At 68.0% G+C, this 23,347-nt stretch carries 22 protein-coding genes; 7 read left to right on the top strand and 15 right to left on the bottom strand.

From position 1 onward, the window contains the following. Positions 1 to 19 precede the first annotated feature (19 nt). The 3 genes from BKK79_RS19500 to BKK79_RS19490 are packed head-to-tail and all read left to right on the top strand — an operon-like array spanning position 20 to position 2,303. Positions 20 to 343: a hypothetical protein gene (locus BKK79_RS19500; RefSeq protein ID WP_071038280.1), complete on the top strand. Its 324-nt coding sequence runs from the start codon at positions 20 to 22 to the stop codon at positions 341 to 343. Then, positions 340 to 627: a hypothetical protein gene (locus BKK79_RS19495; RefSeq protein WP_071038279.1), complete on the top strand. Its 288-nt coding sequence runs from the start codon at positions 340 to 342 to the stop codon at positions 625 to 627. The genes BKK79_RS19500 and BKK79_RS19495 overlap by 4 nt, the downstream gene beginning before the upstream one ends. Next, on the top strand, positions 624 to 2,303 hold the full coding sequence (locus BKK79_RS19490; RefSeq protein WP_071038278.1) for a PepSY-associated TM helix domain-containing protein: 1,680 nt from the start codon (positions 624 to 626) through the stop codon (positions 2,301 to 2,303). Before BKK79_RS19495 ends, BKK79_RS19490 begins: the two co-directional genes overlap by 4 nt. A gap of 60 nt (positions 2,304 to 2,363) precedes the next feature. Here the strand turns inward: BKK79_RS19490 and BKK79_RS19485 are convergent, their stop codons facing one another. From BKK79_RS19485 to BKK79_RS19465, 5 genes are all read right to left on the bottom strand, one after another. Then, positions 2,364 to 3,569: a cystathionine beta-lyase gene (locus BKK79_RS19485; protein ID WP_071016423.1), complete on the bottom strand. Its 1,206-nt coding sequence runs from the start codon at positions 3,567 to 3,569 to the stop codon at positions 2,364 to 2,366. 294 nt (positions 3,570 to 3,863) lie between these two features. Continuing rightward, positions 3,864 to 4,562 carry a hypothetical protein gene (locus tag BKK79_RS19480; protein ID WP_231907919.1) on the bottom strand — a complete coding sequence of 233 codons (699 nt, stop codon included), beginning with the start codon at positions 4,560 to 4,562 and terminating at the stop codon, positions 3,864 to 3,866. A 2-nt stretch (positions 4,563 to 4,564) separates the two neighbouring features. Further along, positions 4,565 to 5,749 (bottom strand): beta-ketothiolase BktB, encoded by a 1,185-nt coding sequence (bktB, locus tag BKK79_RS19475; RefSeq protein WP_071038277.1) that lies wholly within the window; start codon positions 5,747 to 5,749, stop codon positions 4,565 to 4,567. A gap of 140 nt (positions 5,750 to 5,889) precedes the next feature. Then, entirely contained in the window at positions 5,890 to 7,269 is a 1,380-nt protein-coding gene (rimO, locus tag BKK79_RS19470) for a 30S ribosomal protein S12 methylthiotransferase RimO (RefSeq protein ID WP_071016427.1), read from the bottom strand. A gap of 130 nt (positions 7,270 to 7,399) precedes the next feature. After that, on the bottom strand, positions 7,400 to 8,293 hold the full coding sequence (locus tag BKK79_RS19465; RefSeq protein WP_071038276.1) for a LysR family transcriptional regulator: 894 nt from the start codon (positions 8,291 to 8,293) through the stop codon (positions 7,400 to 7,402). Between the two features lie 116 nt (positions 8,294 to 8,409). Here BKK79_RS19465 and BKK79_RS19460 point away from each other — a divergent pair, with 116 nt between their 5' ends. Continuing rightward, positions 8,410 to 9,228, top strand: a complete 819-nt coding sequence (locus tag BKK79_RS19460) for a cysteine hydrolase (RefSeq protein WP_198173293.1) — start codon at positions 8,410 to 8,412, stop codon at positions 9,226 to 9,228. Between the two features lie 486 nt (positions 9,229 to 9,714). On the opposite strand, the gene BKK79_RS39130 is transcribed toward BKK79_RS19460, so the two are convergent. Then, a complete protein-coding gene (locus BKK79_RS39130) occupies positions 9,715 to 10,098 on the bottom strand; it encodes an RcnB family protein (RefSeq protein WP_084084796.1) in 384 nt (127 codons plus the stop codon). 341 nt (positions 10,099 to 10,439) lie between these two features. Here BKK79_RS39130 and BKK79_RS19450 point away from each other — a divergent pair, with 341 nt between their 5' ends. Beyond that, the gene (locus tag BKK79_RS19450) at positions 10,440 to 11,468 is read left to right on the top strand and encodes a hypothetical protein (RefSeq protein WP_157128444.1); all 1,029 of its coding nucleotides are present in this window, start codon (positions 10,440 to 10,442) and stop codon (positions 11,466 to 11,468) included. A 115-nt stretch (positions 11,469 to 11,583) separates the two neighbouring features. Here the strand turns inward: BKK79_RS19450 and phaR are convergent, their stop codons facing one another. The 4 genes from phaR to phaC form a co-directional block, all read right to left on the bottom strand. After that, complete coding sequence (gene phaR / locus BKK79_RS19445) at positions 11,584 to 12,141, bottom strand: polyhydroxyalkanoate synthesis repressor PhaR (RefSeq protein ID WP_071013398.1); 558 nt, start codon at positions 12,139 to 12,141, stop codon at positions 11,584 to 11,586. 321 nt (positions 12,142 to 12,462) lie between these two features. Then, positions 12,463 to 13,203, bottom strand: coding sequence for a 3-ketoacyl-ACP reductase (locus tag BKK79_RS19440; RefSeq protein ID WP_071013401.1), 741 nt, complete (start codon positions 13,201 to 13,203; stop codon positions 12,463 to 12,465). A gap of 70 nt (positions 13,204 to 13,273) precedes the next feature. After that, positions 13,274 to 14,455, bottom strand: a complete 1,182-nt coding sequence (locus BKK79_RS19435) for an acetyl-CoA C-acetyltransferase (protein WP_071013403.1) — start codon at positions 14,453 to 14,455, stop codon at positions 13,274 to 13,276. 97 nt (positions 14,456 to 14,552) lie between these two features. Then, complete coding sequence (gene phaC, locus BKK79_RS19430; protein WP_071038272.1) at positions 14,553 to 16,331, bottom strand: class I poly(R)-hydroxyalkanoic acid synthase; 1,779 nt, start codon at positions 16,329 to 16,331, stop codon at positions 14,553 to 14,555. 315 nt (positions 16,332 to 16,646) lie between these two features. Here phaC and BKK79_RS19425 point away from each other — a divergent pair, with 315 nt between their 5' ends. Further along, positions 16,647 to 16,865, top strand: coding sequence for a hypothetical protein (locus BKK79_RS19425; protein WP_071038271.1), 219 nt, complete (start codon positions 16,647 to 16,649; stop codon positions 16,863 to 16,865). 48 nt (positions 16,866 to 16,913) lie between these two features. Here the strand turns inward: BKK79_RS19425 and pgeF are convergent, their stop codons facing one another. Both pgeF and BKK79_RS19415 read right to left on the bottom strand, forming a co-directional pair. After that, positions 16,914 to 17,732 carry a peptidoglycan editing factor PgeF gene (gene pgeF / locus BKK79_RS19420; protein WP_071038270.1) on the bottom strand — a complete coding sequence of 273 codons (819 nt, stop codon included), beginning with the start codon at positions 17,730 to 17,732 and terminating at the stop codon, positions 16,914 to 16,916. Continuing rightward, positions 17,716 to 18,936: an RluA family pseudouridine synthase gene (locus tag BKK79_RS19415; protein ID WP_071038269.1), complete on the bottom strand. Its 1,221-nt coding sequence runs from the start codon at positions 18,934 to 18,936 to the stop codon at positions 17,716 to 17,718. The genes pgeF and BKK79_RS19415 overlap by 17 nt, the downstream gene beginning before the upstream one ends. 16 nt (positions 18,937 to 18,952) lie before the next feature. Between BKK79_RS19415 and BKK79_RS19410 the strand changes: the two genes are divergently transcribed. After that, positions 18,953 to 19,783, top strand: a complete 831-nt coding sequence (locus BKK79_RS19410) for an outer membrane protein assembly factor BamD (RefSeq protein WP_083384100.1) — start codon at positions 18,953 to 18,955, stop codon at positions 19,781 to 19,783. A gap of 131 nt (positions 19,784 to 19,914) precedes the next feature. Here BKK79_RS19410 and BKK79_RS19405 read toward each other — a convergent pair whose 3' ends face one another. The 3 genes from BKK79_RS19405 to BKK79_RS19395 are packed head-to-tail and all read right to left on the bottom strand — an operon-like array spanning position 19,915 to position 23,202. Beyond that, positions 19,915 to 22,092, bottom strand: coding sequence for an ATP-dependent DNA helicase (locus tag BKK79_RS19405; protein WP_071038268.1), 2,178 nt, complete (start codon positions 22,090 to 22,092; stop codon positions 19,915 to 19,917). Positions 22,093 to 22,138: 46 nt separating this feature from the next. Next, on the bottom strand, positions 22,139 to 22,342 hold the full coding sequence (locus BKK79_RS19400; RefSeq protein ID WP_071013421.1) for a YdcH family protein: 204 nt from the start codon (positions 22,340 to 22,342) through the stop codon (positions 22,139 to 22,141). A gap of 47 nt (positions 22,343 to 22,389) precedes the next feature. After that, on the bottom strand, positions 22,390 to 23,202 hold the full coding sequence (locus BKK79_RS19395; protein WP_071013424.1) for a hypothetical protein: 813 nt from the start codon (positions 23,200 to 23,202) through the stop codon (positions 22,390 to 22,392). Positions 23,203 to 23,347: the final 145 nt, after the last annotated feature.

The raw sequence follows: 23,347 nt of genomic DNA, 5'->3' as shown, positions 1-23,347 counted from the left end.
GGAATTGGCTGATCCATTCATGCTCGCGCTTGCCGCCCTGTGCTGCCTCGCCGCGGCCTGCTGCCTCTACCTGGCGGCGCCGAACCAATTGCTGCTCCCCCCGTCCGCGAGCCCCGCTGCCGCGCGCAGGCGGCGCCGCGCTGGGCTGGTCCTGGGCACGCTGCTGGCGCTGCTGGGACTGGTGCTGTGGCGGCAGGCCCTGGGCTGGCCCGCGGCGGTTTCGGCGACGCTGGTCGCCGTGCCTTGCAGTCTGAGCCTGTGCCCCTTCTTCGGTGCCTATGCTTTCAGCCGGCGCCAGCACGGCCTGCCGGCGCGCCGGGCGCATGCGGGAGGCCGGGCATGAGCGCCGGCATGGGAACGAAATGGCTGGCCGGCACGCTGCTCGGCCTGCCACTGGCCATCGCCGCCTGCGGCCTGGGCGCCAGGCTCACCCCCGGCGGCTGGGAGCGCGGAGCGGTGATCGCGGTGACGGCCTGCCTGCCCTTGTGGGTGGCCGTGATCTCGGCCAGCGTGCTGTTCCGCAGCAGCCGCGCCGCCTGGCTGTGGCTGCTGGCCGGCAACCTGCTCGCCTTCGGCGCGCTGGCGGTGGCCCGAACCCTCACCGCCATGGGAGGCACGGCATCATGAAGGCCGCCACCCTGCGCCTGTACCAGACCCTGCACACCTGGGTCGGCCTGATGGCCGGCTGGGCCCTGTTCATCGCCTTCTTCGCCGGCGCCCTCACGGTCTTCCACGAGGAACTGCACAGCTGGCAGAGCGTGCACCGTGCCCGGCATGCGGCCGCCGCGCCCGCCGGCGCCCCTGACGGCGCCCCTGACGGCGCCCCTGACGGCGCCAGCGTCGACCGCTTCGTGCAAGCGCTGGTGGCCAGCCATCCCGCGGCCGCCGCCAGCGTCTACGTGAGCCTGCCCACGGCCGGCGAGCCGGAGCTCTCGGCCTACTGGCAGGAAAAGAACGGCGCCTGGCAGTTCACGACCGCCAGCCGCCTGGCTGCCGGCAAGACCTCGCCTGCCGAGACGTCGCTCGAGCGCGTGCGCGGCGAACTGGCCAACTTCCTCAACTCCCTGCACTACTCGCTGGGCCTGTCGGACGCCGGCATGTACCTGATGGGGGCGATCAGCGTGCTGTACGGACTGGCCCTGGTGTCGGGCGTGCTGCTGCACCTGCCGCGCCTGAAGAAGGACCTGCTGGCGGTGCGTCCCGGGCGCAACCTGAAGCGCTTCTGGATGGACGCGCACAATGTGCTGGGCCTGTTCAGCCTGCCCTTCCACCTGGTCTTCGCCGTGACCGGCGCCATGTTCTGCCTGTCGATGGTGCTGGTGATGGCATTCGACACGCTGGCCTTCGACGGCAAGCTGATGCCGGCGGTGCCCCGCCTGACGGCGGCCGCCCCCGAGGTGGACAGCGCCGGCCGGCCGGCGCCGCTGCTGCCGGCCGCCACCCTGCTGGCCGCCGCGCGCGCAGGTGGCGGCACGGCCTTCACACCGACCTCGATCCGCTACCAGCGCATCGGCGACGCCAACGCGGTGGCCGAGGTGCGCGGCAACGCGGACGGCGCGCTGGGCAGCTATGGCTCGATCGCGCTGCACGCGGCGGCCGGACAGCCGCGCAGCGGCCAGGTCATGGGCGACCAGACCCCGGCCGGCCGCGATACCAACCATGCGGTCTACAGCGCCATGTACGGCCTGCACTTCGGTACCTTCGGCGACGTCGCGCTGCGCTTCGTCTACCTGGTGGCCGGGCTGGCCGGGGCCTTCCTGTTCTATTCGGGCAACCTGCTGTGGATCGAGTCGCGCCGCAAGCAGCGCCAGGCCGTGCAGCCGCGTGTGCACAAGCTGCTGGCACAGGCCACCGTGGGCGTCTGCCTGGGCTGCTGCCTCGGCGTAGCGGCCGCCTTCAGCGGCGCCCTGCTATGGCCTGAGCGGCCGGCCGCTCAGGTCTACTTCCCGGTCTTCCTGGCCGCACTGGCCTGGTCGCTGCTGCGCCAGCCGGCGCGTGCGGCACTCGACCTGCTCTACGCGACCGTCGCCGCGACGGCGCTGATCCCGGTCTGCAGTGCGCTGGTGGCGGGCGATCCGTTCTGGCGCGCCGCCCAGCGCGGCGACTGGGCCGTGGCCGGCTTCGACATCGGCGCCCTGGCCATGGCCTGCGGCTTTGCCGCACTGGCCCATGCCACCCGCAAGCGTGCCCGCAGCGGCCCCTTGGACTCCGTCTGGGCCCTGCCCCCGGCCCGGCCGGACGGCGCGACAGGCGTGGCCGCCACGGCGCCGCCAGTCCTGCCCGGGCCGCCGCCACGCCACTGACGGCGCAAGGCGGCGCGGGGCCATACAGGCCCCGCCGCCCCCGCTCATGCGCTCATGCGCTCATGCGCCCAGCTTGGTTTCCAGCGCGCGGCGCAGGTCGGCGATCAGGTCGCGCGTGTCCTCCAGCCCGATGTAGAGCCGCACCAGTTCGCCGGCATGCTGCCAGCCCTCCGGCGGCCAGCTGCCCGCCGGGCGCATCGACGGCACGTGGTAAGGCACGGCCAGGCTGTGCGCCCCACCCCACGACCAACCGATGGCAAAGCGCTCCAGCGCCTCTACGAAGGCGTCCACCTGCGCGCGCGTGTAGCGCTCGTGCAGCACGATGGCGAAGAGGCCGGTGGCGCCGCTGAAGTCGCGCCGCCAGAAGGCATGGCCCGGGCAGTCCTGCAATGCCGGATGGAGGACCTTGACCACCTCCGGCCGCTGGCTCAGCCATTCGGCCACCTCGCGTGCCGCGCGGTCATGCGCGGCCAGCCGCACCGGCAGGCTGGGCAAGGCGCGCAGCACCAGGAAGCAATCGTCGGCGGAAACACCCCAGCCCATCAGCATGCGGGTGCGCTTCAGGCGCGCGTGCAGCGCCTCGTCGCGGCTCAGCACCGCGCCCATCAGCACGTCGCTGCCGCCCGACTGGTACTTGGTCAGCGCCTGCACCGAGATATCGATCCCCTTGTCGAAAGGGCGGAAGTACAGGCCCGCCGACCAGGTGTTGTCGATGGCCGTCAGCACGCCGCGCTCGCGCGCCGCCGCCACGATGGCCTCGCTGTCCGGCACCTCCATGGTCACCGAACCGGGCGACTCCATCCAGATCAGGCGCGTATTGGGCCGGATCAGGGCGGCGATGCCGGCACCGATCATCGGATCGTAGTAGCGCACCGTCACGCCGAAGTCGCGCGCCAGCCATTCGCCGTGCTCGCGGTTGGGTCCGTAGACGTTGTCGGGCACCAGCACGTCGTCGCCGCTGCGCAGCAGCGCGAAGTAGACCAGCGAGATGGCAGCCAGGCCCGACGGCAGCAGCAGCGTATCGCGTGCGCCCTCCAGCTTGGCGAGGTGCTGGCACAGTGCCTCGCTGGTCGGCGTGGCATGGAGGCCGTAGCGCCAGTAGGTGGTGCCGGCATCGCCGTGCGCACGCAGTTCGGCGAGATTGCGGAAGACCACGGTGGAACCGCGCCAGGTGGGCGGCGAAAAGGAATCGAATCCCGGCGGGATCTGCAGGCCGGGCTGGACGGCGAGCGTCTGCGGATAGGCGCCGTCGTCATCGGACGGCACGGCGCTGGTGGACGGGTCGGTCGGGGTCTGGTCGGACACGGCGGCTTCCTTGTCTGGCGCACGCCCGCTTCGCCGCCCCGGCACGCATCGCGCCGCGCGGCGCCAGCGGGGGAACGGCGCCGCGGCGCGCCCGTTGCTCGATGCGCCTGCGCGGCGGACGCGCAGGCAATCCAAGAGTCCGGAGATCCGGGCGGATCCCCGGTCAGGTGATCGAAAAGGCTTCGAGCTTACCAGCAATCGCCGCGCCCTCCCACCCGTGGTGGTGGCGCGGCGCAGGATGACGAATCCGCGCGGCTAGCGCGGCGTGATCGACGACTTGGGCGGCGGCGGCGCGTAGGTGATGCCGCTGGACGGTCGCATGTCGAACGGCGGGATCACCAGCAGGCCCAGCGGCCGGATCATGAAGGGCAGCACGATGGCGGGATTGAGGGCGTCGGTCCAGGTGCCGCGCACTACGCCGGCCGCATCGATCTGCCCTTCCCAGTTGCCGGTGACGTGGGTGCCGTCATCCGACTCCTCCATCAGGAAGCCGCCGTTCTCGTATTCGCCCGCCAGCAGGCGCACGCCCGGCCGGTTGCCGAAAGCGTACTCGCCGTGCACGCTGTCGCGCTCGTCCGGCTTGGGACCGAGGCGCAGCCGTACCGGCTGGTCGCCGAGCGTGCCGGCGTAGACCGGCAGCCTGGCGTATTCGGGGCGCGGCGCCAGCGGCGCCGCCTGCCCGGTGGACAAGGTGGTGCCACGGCGCGACTCGCCGTCGCGGATGGCCTGGTTCAGGCCCAGCGCGCCGTCGACGGGTGCCGGCACCACCGGCATCGCGGTGCCGCCCGTCGACAATTCGGTGCCACCGGCGGCCAGGGCCGGCACGGCCGCCGCAAGTCCGGCACAGCACAGCAGCAGGGCCGGCAGCAGGCGGCCGGCGCGTCCGCGGCCCGCCGGCGCGGCCGGCTCGGCCCGGCCGGGGAACGTGCGCTGGCAGCCCATGCCGTGCCGCATGCTTACAGGCGCTCGAAGATGGCGGCGATGCCCTGGCCGCCGCCGATGCACATGGTCACCAGGGCGTAGCGGCCTTGCACGCGTTGCAGCTCGTACAGGGCTTTCACCGTGATCAGCGCACCGGTGGCGCCGATCGGGTGGCCCAGCGAAATGCCCGAACCGTTCGGGTTGACCTTGGCGGGATCCAGGCCCAGCGTCTTGGTGACCGCGCACGCCTGCGCGGCGAAGGCTTCGTTGGCCTCGATCACGTCCAGGTCGGCCACCGACAGGCCCGCGCGCTCCAGCGCCTTGCGCGTGGCCGGCACCGGACCGATACCCATGGTCTTCGGGTCGACCCCGGCGTGGCCGTACGAGACCAGGCGAGCCAGCGGCTTGAGGCCGCGCCGCTCGGCTTCGGCGCGCTCCATCAGCACGACCGCGGCAGCAGCGTCGTTCAGGCCCGAGGCATTGCCAGCCGTGACCGTGCCGTTCTCCTTGGCGAAGACCGGCTTGAGCTTGGTCATGTCGTCCAGGGTGGCGTCATGGCGCACGTGCTCGTCGGTGTCGAACTGGATATCGCCCTTGCGCGACTTGAGGGTGACGGGGACGATCTGGTCCTTGAAGTAGCCCGCCTTGATCGCCGCCGAAGCGCGGCGGTGCGATTCCAGCGCGGCCTCATCCTGCTGCGCGCGCGAGATGTCGTACTCCTTGGCGACGTTCTCGGCGGTCACGCCCATGTGGATGGTGTGGAACGGGTCGTGCAGCGCGCCCAGCATCATGTCGATCAGCTTGGCATCGCCCATGCGCGAGCCCCAGCGCGCGGCCGGCGCCAGGTAGGGAGCGCGGCTCATGCTCTCGGCACCGCCGCCGATGGCCACGTCGGTATCGCCCAGCAGGATGGTCTGCGCCGCGCTGACGATGGCCTGCAGGCCCGAGCCGCACAGGCGGTTGACGGTCAGGGCCGGCGCGTCGATGGTGACGCCGCCGTTGACGGCCGCCACGCGGGACAGGTACATGTCCTTGGGCTCGGTCTGGATGACGTTGCCGAACACCACATGGCCGACGTCGCCGCCGTCCACTTTGGCACGGGCCAGCGCTTCACGCACCACCAGGGCGCCCAGCTCGGTCGGGGCCAGGTCCTTCAGGCTGCCGCCGAAGGTTCCGATCGCGGTACGAACGCCGCTGACTACCACCACTTCACGCGTCATGTCTCGTCTCCAAGAGGTTATGTTGCGGTGCACAGTATAGCGCCGCCCGGCCGGAATCGAACGGTCGTACTTTTACCTAATGCGGCATTGCGGTAGCGCAAAAAAGTGGCGCATAGAGCGCGCAAATCCCTTCGAAAACCTCAGATCTCGCCCCACAGATCGTGGCCATCGGCGCCCGTGATGCGCACGTCGACGAACTCGCCAACGCGGTAGCGCTGGGAATGACGCGTGACAGGGGCGATGTAGACCAGGCCATCGATCTCCGGCGCATCGGCCGCCGAGCGCCCGATACCGCCGTCCTGGTTGATCTCGTCGACCAGCACGCGCAGCGTCTGGCCGACCTTGCGCTGCAGGCGCCGTGCCGACACCGCCTCGGCCACCTCCATGAAGCGCGCGCGGCGTTCCTCGCGCACCTCGTCGGGCAGCGCGCCAGGCAGCTCATTGGCCGTGGCGCCTTCCACCGGCGAATAGGCGAAGCAGCCAACGCGATCCAGTTCGGCCTCGGCAATGAAGTCCAGGAGGGTCTGGAACTCTTCCTCGGTCTCGCCCGGGAAGCCGGCGATGAACGTGCTGCGGATGGTCAGCTCCGGGCACACCGCGCGCCAGGCGCGGATGCGGTCCAGCGTCTTCTCGGCGTTGGCCGGGCGCTTCATGCGCTTGAGCACATCGGGATGGGCATGCTGCAGCGGCACGTCCAGGTAGGGCAGCACGCCCTCCTGCGACATCAGCGGGATGATCTCGTCCACATGCGGGTACGGATAGACGTAGTGCAAGCGCACCCAGGCACCGTACCGGCGTGCCAGCTCGCCCAGCGCCGCGACCAGCTCGGTCATGCGGGTCTTGAGCGGGCGGCCGTCCCAGAAGCCGGTGCGGTACTTGACGTCGACGCCGTAGGCGCTGGTGTCCTGCGAGATCACCAGCAGCTCCTTGACGCCCGACTTGAACAGGTTCTCGGCCTCCAGCATGACCTCCGCCACCGGACGCGAGACCAGGTCACCGCGCATCGACGGGATGATGCAGAAGGAACAACGATGGTTGCAGCCCTCGGAAATCTTCAGGTAGGCGTAATGCTTGGGCGTGAGCTTGATGCCAGCCGCCGGCACCAGGTCCGTGAACGGGTCATGCGGCTTGGGCAGATGCGTGTGCACCGCCTGCATCACCTCGTCCAGCGCATGCGGACCGGTCACGGCCAGCACCTTCGGGTGCACGCTGGTGATGATGTCGTTGCCGCTCGCGTCCTTCTTCGCTCCCAGGCAGCCCGTGACGATGACCTTGCCGTTCTCGGTCAGCGCCTCGCCGATGGCATCCAGGCTCTCCTGCACCGCCTCGTCGATAAAACCGCAAGTATTCACCACCACCAGGTCGGCACCGTCGTAGGTGCCGCTGATGGCATAGCCCTCGGCGCGGAGCTGGGTGATGATCTGCTCGGAGTCGACCAAGGCCTTCGGGCATCCAAGGCTCACGAAGCCCACATTAGGGATATGGTCTTTCTTGGTCGTTGATTCTGCGGGGTTTTTCACGGTCACATCCAGATGTGGGGCGGGCGAGGCGGGGCATGGCCGCCTGGCGGTACAAGGCCAACCGCGCATTTTAACCGTTTGCGAAAATTTCTCGGCGCCTGATCCCCGACATGGGCTGGCGGACCTGCGGCTAGAGTTGATTGCCGAGGGCGAGCAGGAACTCCACCGCCAGTCGATTGCGGGCTGAAGCATGGCGTGCCTTTTCGTACACCACGGACAACGGTGCGCCGATACTGTCGAGCCCGGCCAGCACGGCAACCAGCCGGCCTGTGGCCAGCGCCGGGGCCACGACGTAATGCGGTGCCTGGAGAATCCCGCGTCCGCCTTCAGCCAGTGCAAGAAGCACGGCGACGTGGTCACTGGCCAACGGCCCGATGGGGAAGTGACTGTACTCCTCCTTACCACGGGAGAATGTCCAGGTACGAAACTGTCCACTGTCGGCCATCACATAGCGCAGGCAGACATGCCTGCCAAGATCGCCTGGGCTGCTGGGTGAACCATGCTGTTCCAGGTAGGTCGGCGCGGCGACGGTCAAGAACCGGTGTGGCGGTAGCGGGCGAGCTACCAGGCGGGAATCCGGCACTTCGCCCAGCATGACGGCAAGGTCGAATCGTTCGGCGGTCATGTCGACATGCCTGTCCGTCAGCGTCAATTCGATATCCAGTCCCGGATGGGCGGCCAGCCACTCACTGAGGGCTGGCGCCACCACATATTGGCCGAAGCTCACCGGCACGCAAAGCCGCAGCTTCCCACGCCACGGTTGGGCCTCCCCGGCCAATCTGCTGCGGGCGTCCTCGATGGCCGTCATGCCTTGGCGGCAGACGTCGAAGAATGCTTCGCCGTCGCCGGTCAGGGTGATCTGCCGCGGCGAGCGGTGGAACAACTGGATCCCAAGCTCTGCCTCCAATCGCGCCACCGACTTGCTCACGGCGGACGGCGTGACGCGGAGCACACGTGCGGCTCGCGTGAAATTCCCGGCTTCGGCTGCCCGGACGAAGGTGTTGATGTCCGTGAACGGGTCCACTTCTATTGTTCCTAGAATTCACAATTAGTGTGATTTTATATGGCTTATCATTCCTTTGAATCATTCATATAGTGGATCCCACATCAATTCAAGAGGGATTTGACATGCCGGATTTCATGAGCAACCTGCTCTCGCGACTGTTCCTGCTGCCTGCCATGGCCGTCACCAAAAGTCAGGCTGCATCGCCGTCATCCCAACCCAAGGCAGCCCCCACCGCAGCGGGACAGTTGCCGCCGCCGGCCCATGAGGACGGGCATGCAGCGCTGGTCATGATCGAGTTCGTCAACGAGTGGCTGGCCCCGGAAGGAAAGCTGCGTGGATTGATCCAAGACGAGCAAGCGTTCGCTGACTCCCAAGAGGCAGGCAAGCGAGCCCTGGAGGCCGCACGCAAGGCCGGCATGCCGGTGATCCATGCCACGCTGCGGATGTCGTCCGACTACCGCGAACTGGGCCGCGCAAGGTTCGGCCTGCGCGGTGCGATACCCAGAGCCGGTACCTGGCAGGAACAGGACAGCGGTTGGCAGTTCTACGGGCCTTTCGCACCGCGGCCAGATGAATTCGTCATCAGCGGCCGTGCCGGAGCCAGTGCATTCGCCGCCTCCGACCTGGACAATTTCCTGCGCGGTCAGGGCATTAGCCGCCTCTACCTTGCCGGCTACGCAACCCACGTATGCATCGAATCGACAATGCGTGCCGCACATGACCTGGGCTATGAACCGGTGGTGCTCAGCGATGCCACGGCGGCCTTCACTACCCAGCAGCAACAGCACGTGTTGAATGAAATCGTGCACCATTTCGGCAGGAGCATGCCGACTGAGGCCTTCGTCGACATGCTGTCGGATGCGGGCCGATCCGGCCCGGCATCGAAAAGCGGCAGAGATCAGATGGAGCCGGCCGCCATGCCGACGGCAATGCGCAGCGTGACGGTGCCTTGACCGGAGACTCCTGGCATCTCGGGCGCCACGTTGGCCCATGGCGATCTGGTATTGCCCGAGGGGTACGCGATCGCGGGCTCAAGGGACATGCGCAGGCCAGTGCGCTGATCGGCGTCGAGTCGCTGTTCCATCCGGATGTCCGGGTCGACATCGTCGCCGTGGCGATGTTGCGCGAAACTTGTCCTCTGGATCGGGCAACCTGAGTCGTGCCTGCCATGACGCTGGGCTGATCGTCGCAGGCGCACCGCCTCCCGATCCGCAGGCTTCCGGCGCCGCCGTCTTCAACTCCTCCCGTCGTGGCAAGACCGTCGACCCGCCCAGCTATTGGGCTTTCGACACCGCAATGCCGCCTCCCGCTCCCCCAATGGGCGGCGCCATTGCTAGCGACCTTGCCTGACGAGACGTTCCCAGTGGAAATAGGTGCCTGAGCGGCAACGCGCAGTTGCGGCAAGGCCCGCACGAAACGGGCCGTCACCCGTCCGCAGGCTAGTGACCGATAACGACCTGAAAGACCAGGCCGGTCGGAATCGCTACCAGGAAATAGTCTCCGCCCACCCCGACCCATTGATAGCCGCGAGGCGGCGGCGTCAACCGGTGTTCGCGCCAGTTGTCGATGACGTACTGCCGCTCGCGATATTCAGGGGGGAGCCTGTCGCCCTTGTGCCAGCCGCCCCGGGGCGGCATGCGTCCCTCGGGCCCTCGATCCCGGTCAGGCCCTCGATCGCGCTCGGGTCCGCGGCCTCGATTCTCCTGGCCAGGTGGTGGTCCGCCGCGATGATCGCGGTCATCGCGGTCCTGCGCAAAGCCCGTAGCGGACGACATGGCGATAGCCGCCAGCAGCAGACTGGAGAGCAACTTGGACTTCGTCATTCAGGATCTCCTGCGCCTCATTCATGGCAAGGCGCATGAACGAGTGTAGGCCGGCCCCTTGTTCACAATTGTTAGCGATTATTTCGGCCTTTTGCACTGGGCACCCCTCTTCCGGCTATTTCAGACGTGTCGGACAAGATGCAAAATGCGCTGCACGCAGGTAATCGGTCGCTTCCGATCCCATCTGCCAACGCAGCATCCACAAAGTACCACCTACATCCTGGAACGCCACGCCATGGCATGGTGGGGCGATGAACCGGGGCGGCGAACGGGCCACGGTGATCAATGATCCGGCCCGGCCCGCCGATAACAAACACGAGACCCTCCCGACCCGACTGTCCATGAAAGCGCTGAAGTACATCATCGTCACCTCGCTCCTGATCGTCGCGTTCAAATTCCTGCTGGCACTGAACGCAACCATGAACGGGTCATACCACGCGAGCGAGGTCAGCCGCACGGTGCCATTCCTGTTCATCCTGGCACTTGCGGCCGCGCTCTACCTGGTCGTATTCGCGATCAGGAAGGTCTTCCCGACTCGAGCAACAAGCGCTATGAGCACGACTGACACGAATAGCACGACAAGCCGGGGCAGCGAAGTCGCCGAAGCCGCCGAGTTCGACGCAAGCGCGCTGCCGCCGGATGCGGCCCAAGTCGCCCTGGGTCGGGCTAATGTGAAAACTCCGGACGTTACGGCCCCCGCAGCGCAAACGGATGTGCAAAACGGAGTGCACGGCGGAGTGCAAGGCGGAGAAGCGGCCGAGGGCCGGCCGGACAGCGCCATGCTTCGCTTCTTCCCGAACCACGCCGGGAAAGCAGCCTCGATACCGGCCGTCCAACCCATAGGGGCAGGTGCTGCAGGAACTCCGGCAGCCCCGGCCAATACGATGCACCGCTTTTTTCCACAGCACGTGGACCGCGCAGTGGCTGTGCCTGCGATTGGCGGCGTCCTGGGCGATACCCAGCGAGCCCTGAACCCCGCCCCTCTTGCATCGCCGGCAGCGGGCCCCGAGACCCAGGCCCCGCATGCAGCGGCACCAGACGAGATGGGAGCGGAGCCCGGCAGCCAGGACCATGCCGCGCGCGCAGATCTCGCCGAGCCCGCAAGGGGTGCCACATCGGATGTCGATGCGCGCGAGCAGAGCGAGCAGGCGCCGCAGTTTCGCCAGGAGATCCGGCGTCTCGAGATGACGGATGACACGGCCCAGCGCGCGGCAGGTCTCGGACGACTGCGCTGGCTGGTAGCGGCCCCGCTGGGATTATTGGGAACGCTGTTCCTGATCGCCGGGAGCGATGGAGGCAGCCTGCTGCTCGGCGGATTCGGTGGCTTGATGCTCGTGCCCGCCGTTCTGAAGGGCTGCGGCGTCAAATAAGAACGAGGCGGGAAGACCGGGCTCGGCCCGAGGAGCGCTGCCCCGGGACTCGCGACCGTGCCGCCGCGAGGAACCGTTCTGCGGCACCCGCCGGAGGGGCGCGTGCCGCCAGGGCTTACTTCTTGTCCTGCGGCGGCTGGTTGAAGGGGAAGGCGCCGAACATGCTCTTGGCCTGGTTCTGCATCTGCTCCTGCATCTGCACGAACAGGTTCTTGCTCTGCTCGATGTAGTTGCTCATCATGCCCTGCATCATGGGCGCCTGCATGTTCATGAACTGGGACCACATATCGGGGCTGAACGCCTCGCCCGAGTACAGGCCCTTGGAGTTTTCGGCGAGCTTGTTCTGGATATCGATGAAGGCCTGGATGTTCTTTTCCAGGTAGGTGCCCATCATGCCCTGCATCGCGTGGCCATAGAAGCGGATGATCTGCGACAGCATGGCGCTGGAGAACATCGGCACGCCGCCGGTTTCTTCTTCCAGGATGATCTGCAGCAGGATGCTGCGGGTCAGTTCCTCGCCCGACTTGGCATCGACGACCTTGAATTCTTCCGAATCCATCACGAGCTGCTTGACGTCAGCCAGCGTGATATAGGTACTGGTCTGCGTATCGTAGAGCCTGCGATTTGGATATTTCTTGATCAGTCGCTCTGCGCCCTTTTTTGTCGTGGCCATCGGTGCTCTATCCTTGTATCGTCGCTGATGCACGCTGCTGCACCGCATCCTGTGCGATGCGCAATGTCGTTATCGTCCGCGCCCCCGCGGGAATCCACATCCACAGCGCGTGCGCCTGATTGGTGCCGGCTGTGCCGCTGTCCTGATTCTATGCCCAACAAAGCACTAAGGAAAGCGGCCCGGCTTAAGGAAAACCCGCAAGAATAAACGGTTTGCGGGCCGTCAGGCCCGCAAACCGTTATCGTGATGGCACTGCATGGACCTTGTGCAGCGCGCCGATTGCGCCGCAGCAAGACCCCTGCCGGGTTGGCCCGGCGGGCCTCAGCCCATGTGCAGTCCGCCGTTCAGCGAGAAGTCGGCGCCGGTCGAGAAACCGGACTCATCCGAGGCCAGCCACGCGCAGATCGAGGCGATTTCCTCGGGCGCGCCCAGGCGCTTGACCGGGATGGTGCCGACGATCTTGTCGAGCACGTCCTGGCGGATGGCCTTGACCATGTCGGTGGCGATATAGCCCGGCGACACGGTGTTGACCGTCACGCCCTTGGTCGCCACTTCCTGCGCCAGGGCCATGGTGAAGCCGTGCAGGCCTGCCTTGGCGGTCGAATAGTTGGTCTGGCCGAACTGGCCCTTCTGCCCGTTGACCGACGAGATATTGACGATGCGGCCCCAGCCACGGTCAACCATGCCGTCGATGACCTGCTTGGTCACGTTGAACAGCGAGGTCAGGTTGGTGTCGATCACGGCGTCCCAGTCGGCGCGGGTCATCTTGCGGAAGACCACGTCACGGGTGATGCCCGCGTTATTGATCAGCACATCGACCTCGCCGACTTCGGCCTTGACCTTGTCGAAGGCAGCCTTGGTCGAATCCCAGTCCGCCACGTTACCTTCGGAGGCGGTGAAATCGAAACCCAGGGCCTTCTGCTGCTCGATCCATTTCTCGCGACGGGGCGAGTTCGGACCGCAGCCCGCGACGACACGGTAGCCATCCTTGGCCAGACGCTGGCAGATCGCGGTTCCGATTCCGCCCATGCCGCCGGTCACATATGCAATGCGCTGAGACATATCCACTCCTTGTTGGCTCTTTCTTATTGACGCCGGCACACGGGAGAGCACCCGCGCACCGGCACACCCCTCACTGACGCTCGACTGCCAGCGCCACGCCCATGCCGCCACCGATACACAGCGAGGCCAGGCCCTTCTTCGCACCACTGCGCTTCATCTCGTGCAGCAGCGTCACCAGGATACGGCAGCCCGATGCGCCGATCGGGTGGCCGATGGCGATCGCACCGCCGTTGACGTTGACCTTGGAGGTGTCCCAGCCCATCTGCTGGTGCACGGCCAGCGCCTGTGCGGCGAAGGCTTCGTTGATCTCCATCAGGTCGAGGTCATTGACACCCCAGCCGGCGCGCGACAGGCAGCGCTTGGAAGCCGGCACCGGCCCCATCCCCATCACCTTCGGGTCCACGCCCGCGTTGGCGTAGGACTTGATCGTCGCCAGCGGGGTCAGGCCCAGCTCCTTGGCCTTGGCAGCCGACATCACCACTACGGCCGCGGCGCCGTCGTTGAGCCCCGACGCGTTACCGGCGGTCACGGTGCCGCTCTTGTCGAAGGCGGGCTTCAGGCCAGCCATCGAGTCCACCGTGGCGCCATGGCGGACATACTCGTCCTGGTCGAAGGCGAGCGGTTCGCCCTTGCGCTGGGGGATCAGCACGGGAACGATCTCCTCGGCGAACTTGCCGGCCTTCTGCGCCGCTTCAGCCTTGTTCTGCGAGGCCACGGCGAAGGCGTCCTGGGCTTCGCGCGTGATGCCGTATTCCTTGGCCACGTTTTCCGCCGTGACGCCCATGTGGTACTGGTTGTAGACGTCCCAGAGGCCGTCGACGATCATCGAGTCGACCAGCTTGGTGTCACCCATGCGGAAGCCGTCGCGCGAGCCCGGCAGTACGTGCGGTGCCGCGCTCATGTTCTCCTGGCCGCCGGCGACCACGATCTCGGCTTCGCCGGCGATGATGGCGTTGGCTGCCAGCATCACGGCCTTCAGGCCCGAGCCGCACACCTTGTTGATGGTCATGGCCGGCACCGAGCTCGGCAGGCCGGCCTTGAGCGAGGCCTGGCGGGCCGGGTTCTGGCCGGACGCCGCGGTCAGCACCTGGCCCATGATCACTTCGCTGACCTGCTCGGGCTTGAGCCCGGCACGCTCCAGCGCAGCCTTGATGACGATGGCGCCCAGTTCGGGGGCGGGAATCTTGGCGAGCGATCCGCCGAACTTGCCGACCGCGGTACGCGCGGCGGATACGATGACAACGTCGGTCATTTGGAGTCCTCTTGAAAAATGTCCGGATACCTGGCGTGGTAGGCGGAATGCACAACGGCCGGGCAGACAGGGTGGCGCGGCATGGCCGCGCCGCCCGTCATGCCTTGGCCTTGACGTAGCGGCCCGGCGCCGGCTCGATGGCCGGATAGTGCTGGTTGCCGTAGCCCGGGGGCGCGGCCTTCCTGGTACCGGCATGCTTGCCCAGCCATGCCATCCAGTCGGGCCACCAGCTGCCGGGATGTTCCTGCGCCCCGCCCAGCCATTGCTGCGAGGTCGCGGGCAGCTTGTCGTTGGTCCAGTAGCTGCGCTTCTTCTTCGCCGGGGGATTGATCACGCCGGCGATGTGGCCGGAGGCTCCCAGCACGAAGCGCAGCTGGTTCTTCAGCAGCGCCGTGGACGCGAAGGCGGAGGTCCAGGGCACGATATGGTCCTCGCGCGAACCGTAGATGTAGGTCGGCACGTCGATGGCACCGAGATCCACCGGCGCATTGCACACACTCAGCTTGCCCGGCACCTTGAGCTCGTCCTGCAGATAGGTATGGCGCAGGTACCAGCAGTACCACGGGCCCGGCAGGTTGGTCGCGTCGCCGTTCCAGAACAGCAGGTCGAAAGGAACCGGGGTGTTGCCCTTCAGGTAGTTGTCGACCACATAGTTCCAGACCAGGTCGTTGGGCCGCAGGAAGGAGAAGGTGTTGGCCAGCTCCACGCCGCGCAGCAAGCCGCAAGGCGCACCGGCGCCACCGCCGATGGTGGCCTCGCGCAGCTTGACGTGGGCTTCGTCGACGAAGACGTCGAGGATGCCGGTGTCGGAGAAGTCGAGCAGCGTGGTCAACAGCGTCAGGCTGGCGGCCGGGCGCACGCCGCGCGCAGCCAGCACGGCCAGCGCCGTGGCGATGATGGTGCCGCCGACGCAGAAGCCCAGCACGTTGATGCGGTCCTGCGCGCTGATCTCGCGCGTCACCTCGATGGCACGGATGGCGCCGTGCTCGATGTAGTCGTCCCAGGTGCGCTCGGCCATGCTGGCATCGGGGTTGCGCCACGACACCAGGAAGACCGTGTGGCCCTGCTCCACCGCGTGGCGCACCAGCGAGCCTTCGGGTTGCAGGTCGAGGATGTAGTACTTGTTGATGCAGGGCGGCACCAGCAGCAGCGGGCGCGCATGCACCTTGTCGGTGAGCGGCTTGTACTGCAGCAGCTGGAAGTACTCGTTCTCGTAGACCACCGCGCCTTCGCTGACGGCGACGTTGCGGCCGACCTCGAAGGCGGTCTCGTCGGTCTGGGAAATCTTGCCGCGCCCCATGTCCTCGAGCATGTTGCGCACGCCCGCGCGCAGCGATTCGCCGCCGGACTCGATCAGCTTCTGCTGCGCCTCGGGATTGGTGGCGAGGAAGTTGGCCGGCGACATCGCATCGACCCACTGCGATACGGCGAAACGGATGCGCTGGCGCGTCTTGGCATCGGCTTCGACCGCGTCGGCCAGCTCGTTCATGGCGCGCGCATTGAGCAGGTAGAAAGCCGCGGCGAAGCGGTAGGGCACATTGCGGTGCCAGGCATCGCCGGCGAAGCGGCGGTCCTTGAGCGGGATGCCCGACTCGCCCTGCCCCTCCGACATCGCCCGCCACAGCAGGCCGAAGTCATGCAGGTAGCGCTGCTGGATCTCGGCCAACTGCCCTGGCGCCACCTTCAGGCCGGAAAATGCGGGCCCGGACGCCAGGCCGTCGAAGCCAGGGAATCCCTGGGCCGCTGCCGCGCCGTTGGCTTGCGCCTGGCGGGACCATGCCAGCCATGCGGCTGGATCGAATGGCCCCGGCGGAATTGAAAATGGTCGGAACTGGTCTTCCTGGGAGGAAGCTGCCGCACCCTTGCCGGTCGCCATGATGTCGTCGTCTCTCTGCCGTTTTGTTCACGAAGACAGACCGGATCGGTGATCCGGCCGGCCCCTGGACTGGCCCGCCTCGCGCCTCGGCTGTCAGCGTGATGCGGTATGCTTGCCGGCGGCGCCCGGGGCACAAAGCGGCCGCTCTGGAGGCCAGTCCGACCCATTGTTGCCTTGCAATGTCTGCGCTGTCAATGCGGATTATTTCGTGCCGCCGGCCTGGCGCGCAGACGCTCCCCGGCCCGCTCCGGGAGCGGCCGTCGAGGCCTGGCCGGCGCCCTGCCGCGGAGTTTGCACGAGAAGGATGAAAACCTGATGTATATCGTTGCCATCGGCTGGCTGTACGTGGCGCTGATGATGGCCATCACCGAACACAATGTGGTCGCCGGCGTGGCGACCTTCGTGCTGTACGGGCTCGGTCCCGTGGCCCTGCTGCTGTACATCCTCGGCACACCGGCGCGCCGCCGCCGGCGCCGGTCGCGCGAGCAGGCCGGCATGGCGGCGAAGGCGCCGCCGGAAGACGGCCCGCAGTGACCCCCCTTCAGCGGGGCAACATCGTGCGGCGGCTGGTTTGCTGCGCGCTCAGGATGCGAGCCAGACCAGGGTGGCCATGCGCCCGGTGACGCCATCGCGCCGGTAGGAGTAGAAGCGCTCGGCATCGGCCACCGTGCAGGCGTCGCCGCCGTAGACCGCGTGGCAGCCGGCGCGCGCCAGGCGCACCCGGGCCAGCGCATGGATGTCGGCGTAGTACTTGCCCGGGGCGCCAGCCCGGAAGGCCGCGGCGACCGCGGCCTGCTCGCCGCGACCGGCCGCGTCGGCCTCGGCCAGGAAGGCTTCGCGTACCTCGGCGCCCACCTCGAAAGCTGCCGGCCCGATCGCCGGCCCCAGCCAGGCCAGCCACCCGGGCGCGCCACCGGCACCGCTCCTGGCACCGGCCATGCGTGCCAGCGTGGCCTCGATCACCCCGGCGCACAGCCCGCGCCAGCCGGCATGCGCGGCGCCGACCACGGTACCGGCGCGATCACACAGCAGCACCGGCAGGCAGTCCGCCGTCATCACCGCGCAGACCTGGCCCGCCTCCACACTGATACAAGCGTCGGCACGCGGCGGCGCCGGCTCGGCGACGCCGGCCTGCCCGGCCGTAGCCACGCCGCAGCCGTGCACCTGGTCGAGCCAGCGCGGCGCGCGCGGCAAGACCGCCTCCAGGCGCGCGCGGTTGGCCTGCACGGCCGCCGCATCGTCGCCCACATGCAGGCCCAGGTTCAGCCCACCTGCCGCACCGCCGGCCAGGCCATAGGGCCCGGCACTGACGCCGCCCTGGCGCGTGGTGGACAAGGCGCGCACCTGCGCGGGCGCCGGCCAGTCCGGGACCAGCCAGCCGGCATCAGGCTTCGTCGTCATCCCAGTCCTCATCGTCGCCATACTCGCCACCGTCTTCGTAGCCGTACTCGCCCTCGCCGCCCTCATCGCCCTCCTCTTCCTCGTCGCCCGGCGCGGTGAACTCCAGCGCATCGATCAGGGCCTGCAGGTCGGCCGGCGGCGGCGCCTGCCAGGACACCGCCTTGCCGCTGACCGGATGGATCAGCCCGAGCTTGTAGGCGTGCAGGGCCTGCCGCTCCAGCGGCACCGGCAGCGGCGCCTTGACGGCCTGGCGCATGCCGCGCTGCGTGGCGCGGTGGTAGACCGGGTCGGCCAGCAGCGGGTGGCCGATCGATTCGAAGTGCACGCGGATCTGGTGGGTACGCCCGGTTTCGAGCTGGCACAGCACCATCGATACGGTGGCACGCCCCAGCCTGGCCACGCCCACGGTGCGGAAATGGGTGCGCGAGGGCTTGCCGCTGCTGGTACGCACGATGGCCATGCGGATGCGCTCGCGCGGATCGCGGCCGATCGGCGCGTCGATGGTGCCCTCGTCAGGCGTCTCCCCCCACACCAGCGCGATATAGGTGCGCTTGACGGTGCGCGCCTGCAACTGGCGCACCAGTTCGGTCTGCGCGGTCAGCGTGCGGGCCACCACCATCAGGCCGGTGGTTTCCTTGTCAAGGCGGTGCACGATGCCGGCGCGCGGCAGGGCAGCCGCGGCGGGATAGCGGTACAGCAGGCCGTTGAGCACGGTACCGCTCCAGTTGCCGGCGGCCGGGTGCACCACCAGTCCGGCCGGCTTGTCGATGACCAGCAGCGCGTCGTCTTCATGTACCACAGAGAGGGGGACGTCCTCCGCGGTGAAGGCCTGCGTCTCGGGCGCGGCCTGCGGGCGCACCTCGATGCGCTGGCCCAGTTGCACAGCGGTGCGCACGCGTGCCGGCGCGCCATCGACCGTGACCGCGCCATCCTCGATCCACTGCTGGATGCGGCTGCGGGAAAACTCGTGGAAATGCCGCGCCAGCAGCTTGTCCAGCCGCTCTCCGTGGCCGGCCCCGTTCACTTCCAGTTCCAACGGCAGGAAGTCGCCGGCGACCGGCCCGACGGTGTCCGCGCCGCCCTCCTCGTCCCGCGTTTCGAGACCTTCCGCCGCCGGCTGGGCGGCGTCCTGCTGCGTGATGTCCGCGCCACCGGCTGGTGACTTGGGGCTTCGGCTATAATGCTTGACGCTATTTTTTTTCATCCGGGATTCGTTGCCCATGCAAACGATGAGCATGAAACGCGCCAGTTGGCGCGCGAGAATTGGAGCGATTCTGCTCGCAGGCGGCGCCGTCATGCTGTCGGCATGCGGCCTGCTGGCCGACCAGCCCGACGAGACCGCTGGTTGGTCGGCGAATAAATTATATTCGGAAGCGAAGGACGCACTGGATGGCGCCGACTACACGCGCGCGGTCAAGCTGTACGAAAAGCTGGAGAGCCGCTACCCGTTCGGGCGCTATGCGCAGCAAGCCCAGATCGACACGGCCTACGCCAACTACAAGGATGGCGAGACGGCGGCCGCGCTGGCGGCCGTGGACCGCTTCATCCAGCTGCACCCGAACCACGCCAACATCGATTACGCCTACTACCTGAAGGGCCTGATCAACTTCAACGACAACCTGGGCTGGCTGGGCCGCTTCTCGGGCCAGGACCTGAGCGAACGCGATCCGAAGGCAGCACGCGCGGCCTTCGACGCCTTCAATACCCTGGTCACGCAGTACCCGGACAGCAAGTACACGCCTGACGCGCGCGCGCGCATGCAGTACATCGTCAACTCGCTGGCCGAGCACGAGGTTCACGCCGCTCGCTACTATTTCCGCCGCGGCGCCTACCTGGCAGCAGCCAACCGCGCCCAGCAGTCGCTCAAGGACTACGACGGCGCGCCGGCCAACGAGGAAGCGCTGTACATCATGGTGCGCTCGTACGACCTGCTGGGCCTGAACGACCTGCGCGACGACGCCGCCCGTGTGCTGGAGAAGAACTACCCGAACAGCGACTTCATCAAGTATGGCGAGCGCCGCAAGGACAAGTCCTGGTGGCAGCTGTTCTGAGGCCGCCCCTGCCGCTGTGCGCGGCAGGGGACCGATAGAAGAAAAGAAAGCCCGACGATGTCGGGCTTTCTTTTTGTCAGATTTCCGCGGGGACGCACCGGCGACGCACCGGGGACGGCCGCCGTGCGGCATCACACCGCGTCGCCGTCACCCTCGCCGCCATCGCCGCCATCGTCGCCCGTCGCCACAGGCTGGCCGCGCAGGTCCGACAGGAAGCGCAGCACCGTCTGCTCCTCGCGCGTGCGCGCGAACGGCGGCAGGCTCTGCCAGATCTGCCGGCCATAGGGCTTCTCCACCAGGCGCGTATCGCAGATCACCAGCACGCCGCGGTCGGTCTCCGAGCGGATCAGGCGGCCCGCTCCCTGCTTCAGGGTGATGACGGCGTGCGGCAGCTGGTGCACGGCAAAGGGGCTGAGGCCCTTCTTCTGCAGCACCTCCATGCGCGCGGCCAGCACCGGGTCGTCGGGGGGCGCGAACGGCAGCTTGTCGATGATGACGAGCGAAAGGGCTTCGCCACGCACGTCCACGCCCTCCCAGAAACTCTGGCTGCCCACCAGTACGGCATTGCCAAGTTCGCGGAAGCGATCCAGCAGTTCGGTGCGGCTGGCCTGGCCTTGCACCAGCAGCGGCAATTCGAGCCCGCGCTCGGCGAAGGCATCGTAGAGCATGTCCGACGCACGTTGCACGGCACGCAAGGTGGTGCACAGCAGGAAGGCACGCCCGCCGGCGGCCTCGATCAGCGGCAGCGCCGCCTCCACCACCGCCTCGGTGAAATGGGGCGCCTGTGGCGCCGGCAATCCTCGCGGCACGTACAGCAAGCCCTGCGACGCATAGTCGAAGGGACTGGGCAGGGTCAGCGAGCGATCCTTGTCCAGGCCGAGCTGGGCGGCATAGTGTGTGAAGTTACCCTTCACCGACAGCGTCGCCGAGGTGAAGATCCAGGCGCGCGGCGGGCCCTCGCGCTGGCGCGTGAAAATCGGTGCGATCGACAGCGGCGTGCGGTGCAGTTGCACCGTGTGCGAAAAGACCTCGACCCAGCGCACGGTGTCCGGGCCGAACGCATCGGCGGGCGCGGCCGGGACTTCCTCGCCGGTGGCCGCGGCCGGCCGCGGCGGCGCCGGCTGCTCGCGCCAGGCGGCCAGCCGCTGCGCCAGTTCGACCGCGCGGCGGTGACACTGCTGCAGCGATTCGGCACGTTCGGCCTGCGACTCGAGCAGCTCGACGAATTCGGACAGGGCGGCATCGACCGCATCCAGCGTCTCGTTGAAGACCGGCGCGATGCGGGGATCCGCCTCGATCTGGCTGATCGCCATGCGCGTGCTGTCCTTGGAGAAGGCCAGCCGCAGGTCGCGTGCGGCGCGTTCCAGCGGCGCACCGAGGCGCACCCAGTCGACGGCATCGCGCGCGTGCGACAGGCCTTCGGCCACGGTATCGCGCGCCAGCTCCAGCAGCTGGCTGGTCGACAGTGTCTCGCCGAAGAACAGGGTGGCAGTATCGGGCAGCTGGTGGGCTTCGTCGAAGATCACGGTATTGGCGGCCGGCAGCAGCTCGGCCATGCCGGTATCACGCAGCACCACATCGGCGAAGAAGAGGTGGTGGTTCACCACCACCATGTCGGCCTGCTGCGCCTCCTTGCGCGCCCGCATGACGAAGCATTCCTTGTAGTGCGGGCATTCGGTGCCGAGACAGTTGTCGCGGGTGGAGGTGACGAGCTGCCACACCGGGGCATTCTCGGGCACCGCGGCAAGTTCGGCCTTGTCTCCCGTCGAAGTGACCTTGGCGAAACGCCCGATCTCGCGCAACCATGCCGCATCCTGCCGCGACGCCAGCTTGCCCGCCACCTCAGCCCGCTCCAGGTGGTAGTGGCATAAATAGTTGGCGCGCCCCTTGAGCAAGGCTACCGAGATCGGCACGTTGAGCGCGCGACGCACGGTCGGGATGTCACGCTGGAACAGCTGGTCCTGCAGGTTCTTGGTACCGGTCGACAGGATCACCTTGCCGCCCCACAACATGGCGGGCACCAGGTAGGCGAAGGTCTTGCCGGTGCCGGTGCCTGCTTCGACGATCACCGTCTCGCTATCCTCAATGGCACCGGCCACGGCCTGCGCCATGCTCGCCTGGGCATCGCGCGGGCGATAGCCGGGAATCGCCTGGGCGAGCGTGCCATCCGGGGCGAACACGGTGGACAGCGTGGCGACGTGGGCAGCCTTGGCCGCCGCGCGCGCGGCCGCGCCGTCGTCCTGCGCTGTCGCGGTGGCGGTCGGGGGCGCCGGCTCGGCGGCGGAAATCAGGTCTGGGGAATCGGACAAGGCTAGGGAGATAGCGCGCGGCAGTCAGGGCTGCCGCGCAGTGGCATCAGGCAGGCACGTCGGGTTCGAGCTGCAGCTGCAGCAAGGTGATGGCGTCCTTGAGCTTGAGGCGGCGCTTCTTCAGGCGCCGCAGTTGCAGCTCGTCATGGGCCGGGTCCTGCGACATGTGGTCGATCAGATAGTCCAGGTCACGGTGCTCGATCTGCAGCTCGATGATCTGCCGCTGCAGGGTGTTCAGGTTCAGATCCATGGTCGCACCTCCCTCCTCCACGGTCCACGTTGCCGGGCGCTGGCCACTCAGAAGCCGAAAGGACGCGGCGACGAAGCGGAACCCTGCTCCTTGGCCTTGGCGCGGCGCTCGTCCAGCTCGCGCTGCCGCTGTGCGGCATCGCGCTGCTTGGCTTCGTAGTCCTTGACGTTCTCGGCACGCTTGCGCGCGTCTTCGGCGGCATGCTGCTGCGCTTCCTTCAGGCGCGCATCGAAATCCGCCTGCTTCTTGTCGTAGGCCTGGGCATTGGCCGCACGTTGCGGGGCCTGGCCCTGGCGCTCGGCATCGCGCAGCTGCTGCTCCTGCTGCTTCTTGCCGAATGCCTCGCGGCTGGCCTTCTCGTTGGCCTCCCGCTGCGGTCGCTCCGCTTCGTCCTGCGCGCGCTGCAGCGCCTGGCGCTGGTCGCGCTGCACGGCCTTGTAGGCGCGCTCGGCGGCGCTGACCTCGAGCTCGCGCTTGCGCAGCACCTCCAGTTCCTCGCGCTGCACGTCCTTGGCCTTGTCGACGCAGTGGTTGACGAAGAACGTCGCATAGCAATCGTGCTCGGCCTTGGCGTAGCGGTAGTTGGTCCAGGCACGCGAATCATCGATCGCCTTGCGTTCGGCGTCGAAGTCGCGCGGCGCGGCTTCGGCCGCCGGCACCGGGGCCTGGGCATGCGCCCGGCCGCCACCCACCGCTGCGCCAAGCACGGCGGCCAGGCAGGCCGCCATCAGCAGCGCGCCGGGCCGGCGCGGTGCGCGCACGGCAGCGCCGGCGACTGGAGCTGCGGGGGCGCCCGCGCGCGAGCGTGGCACGCCTGGATGCTTGGCCTGCATGGTGGCCTGGTGTGGCTTGTCGATCATGGTGCGATTCTAGCATCCGGGCGGCCCGCGCCGGCGCCCGCCCGCGTGCCTGCGGCGCCGCCGCCGGGCGCTGCCGCCTGGCCGCGCACGGCACACGGCGGGCACGCCGGCCCGGCTGCCGGCGCGCCCGGCGGCCGATGCTGGC

Source organism: Cupriavidus sp. USMAA2-4 (assembly GCF_001854305.1).
In the GTDB taxonomy this organism is placed as follows: Bacteria; Pseudomonadota; Gammaproteobacteria; order Burkholderiales; family Burkholderiaceae; genus Cupriavidus; species Cupriavidus malaysiensis.
Note: the sequence above shows the minus strand (reverse complement) of the source record. Positions and strands in the feature narration are given on the sequence as shown.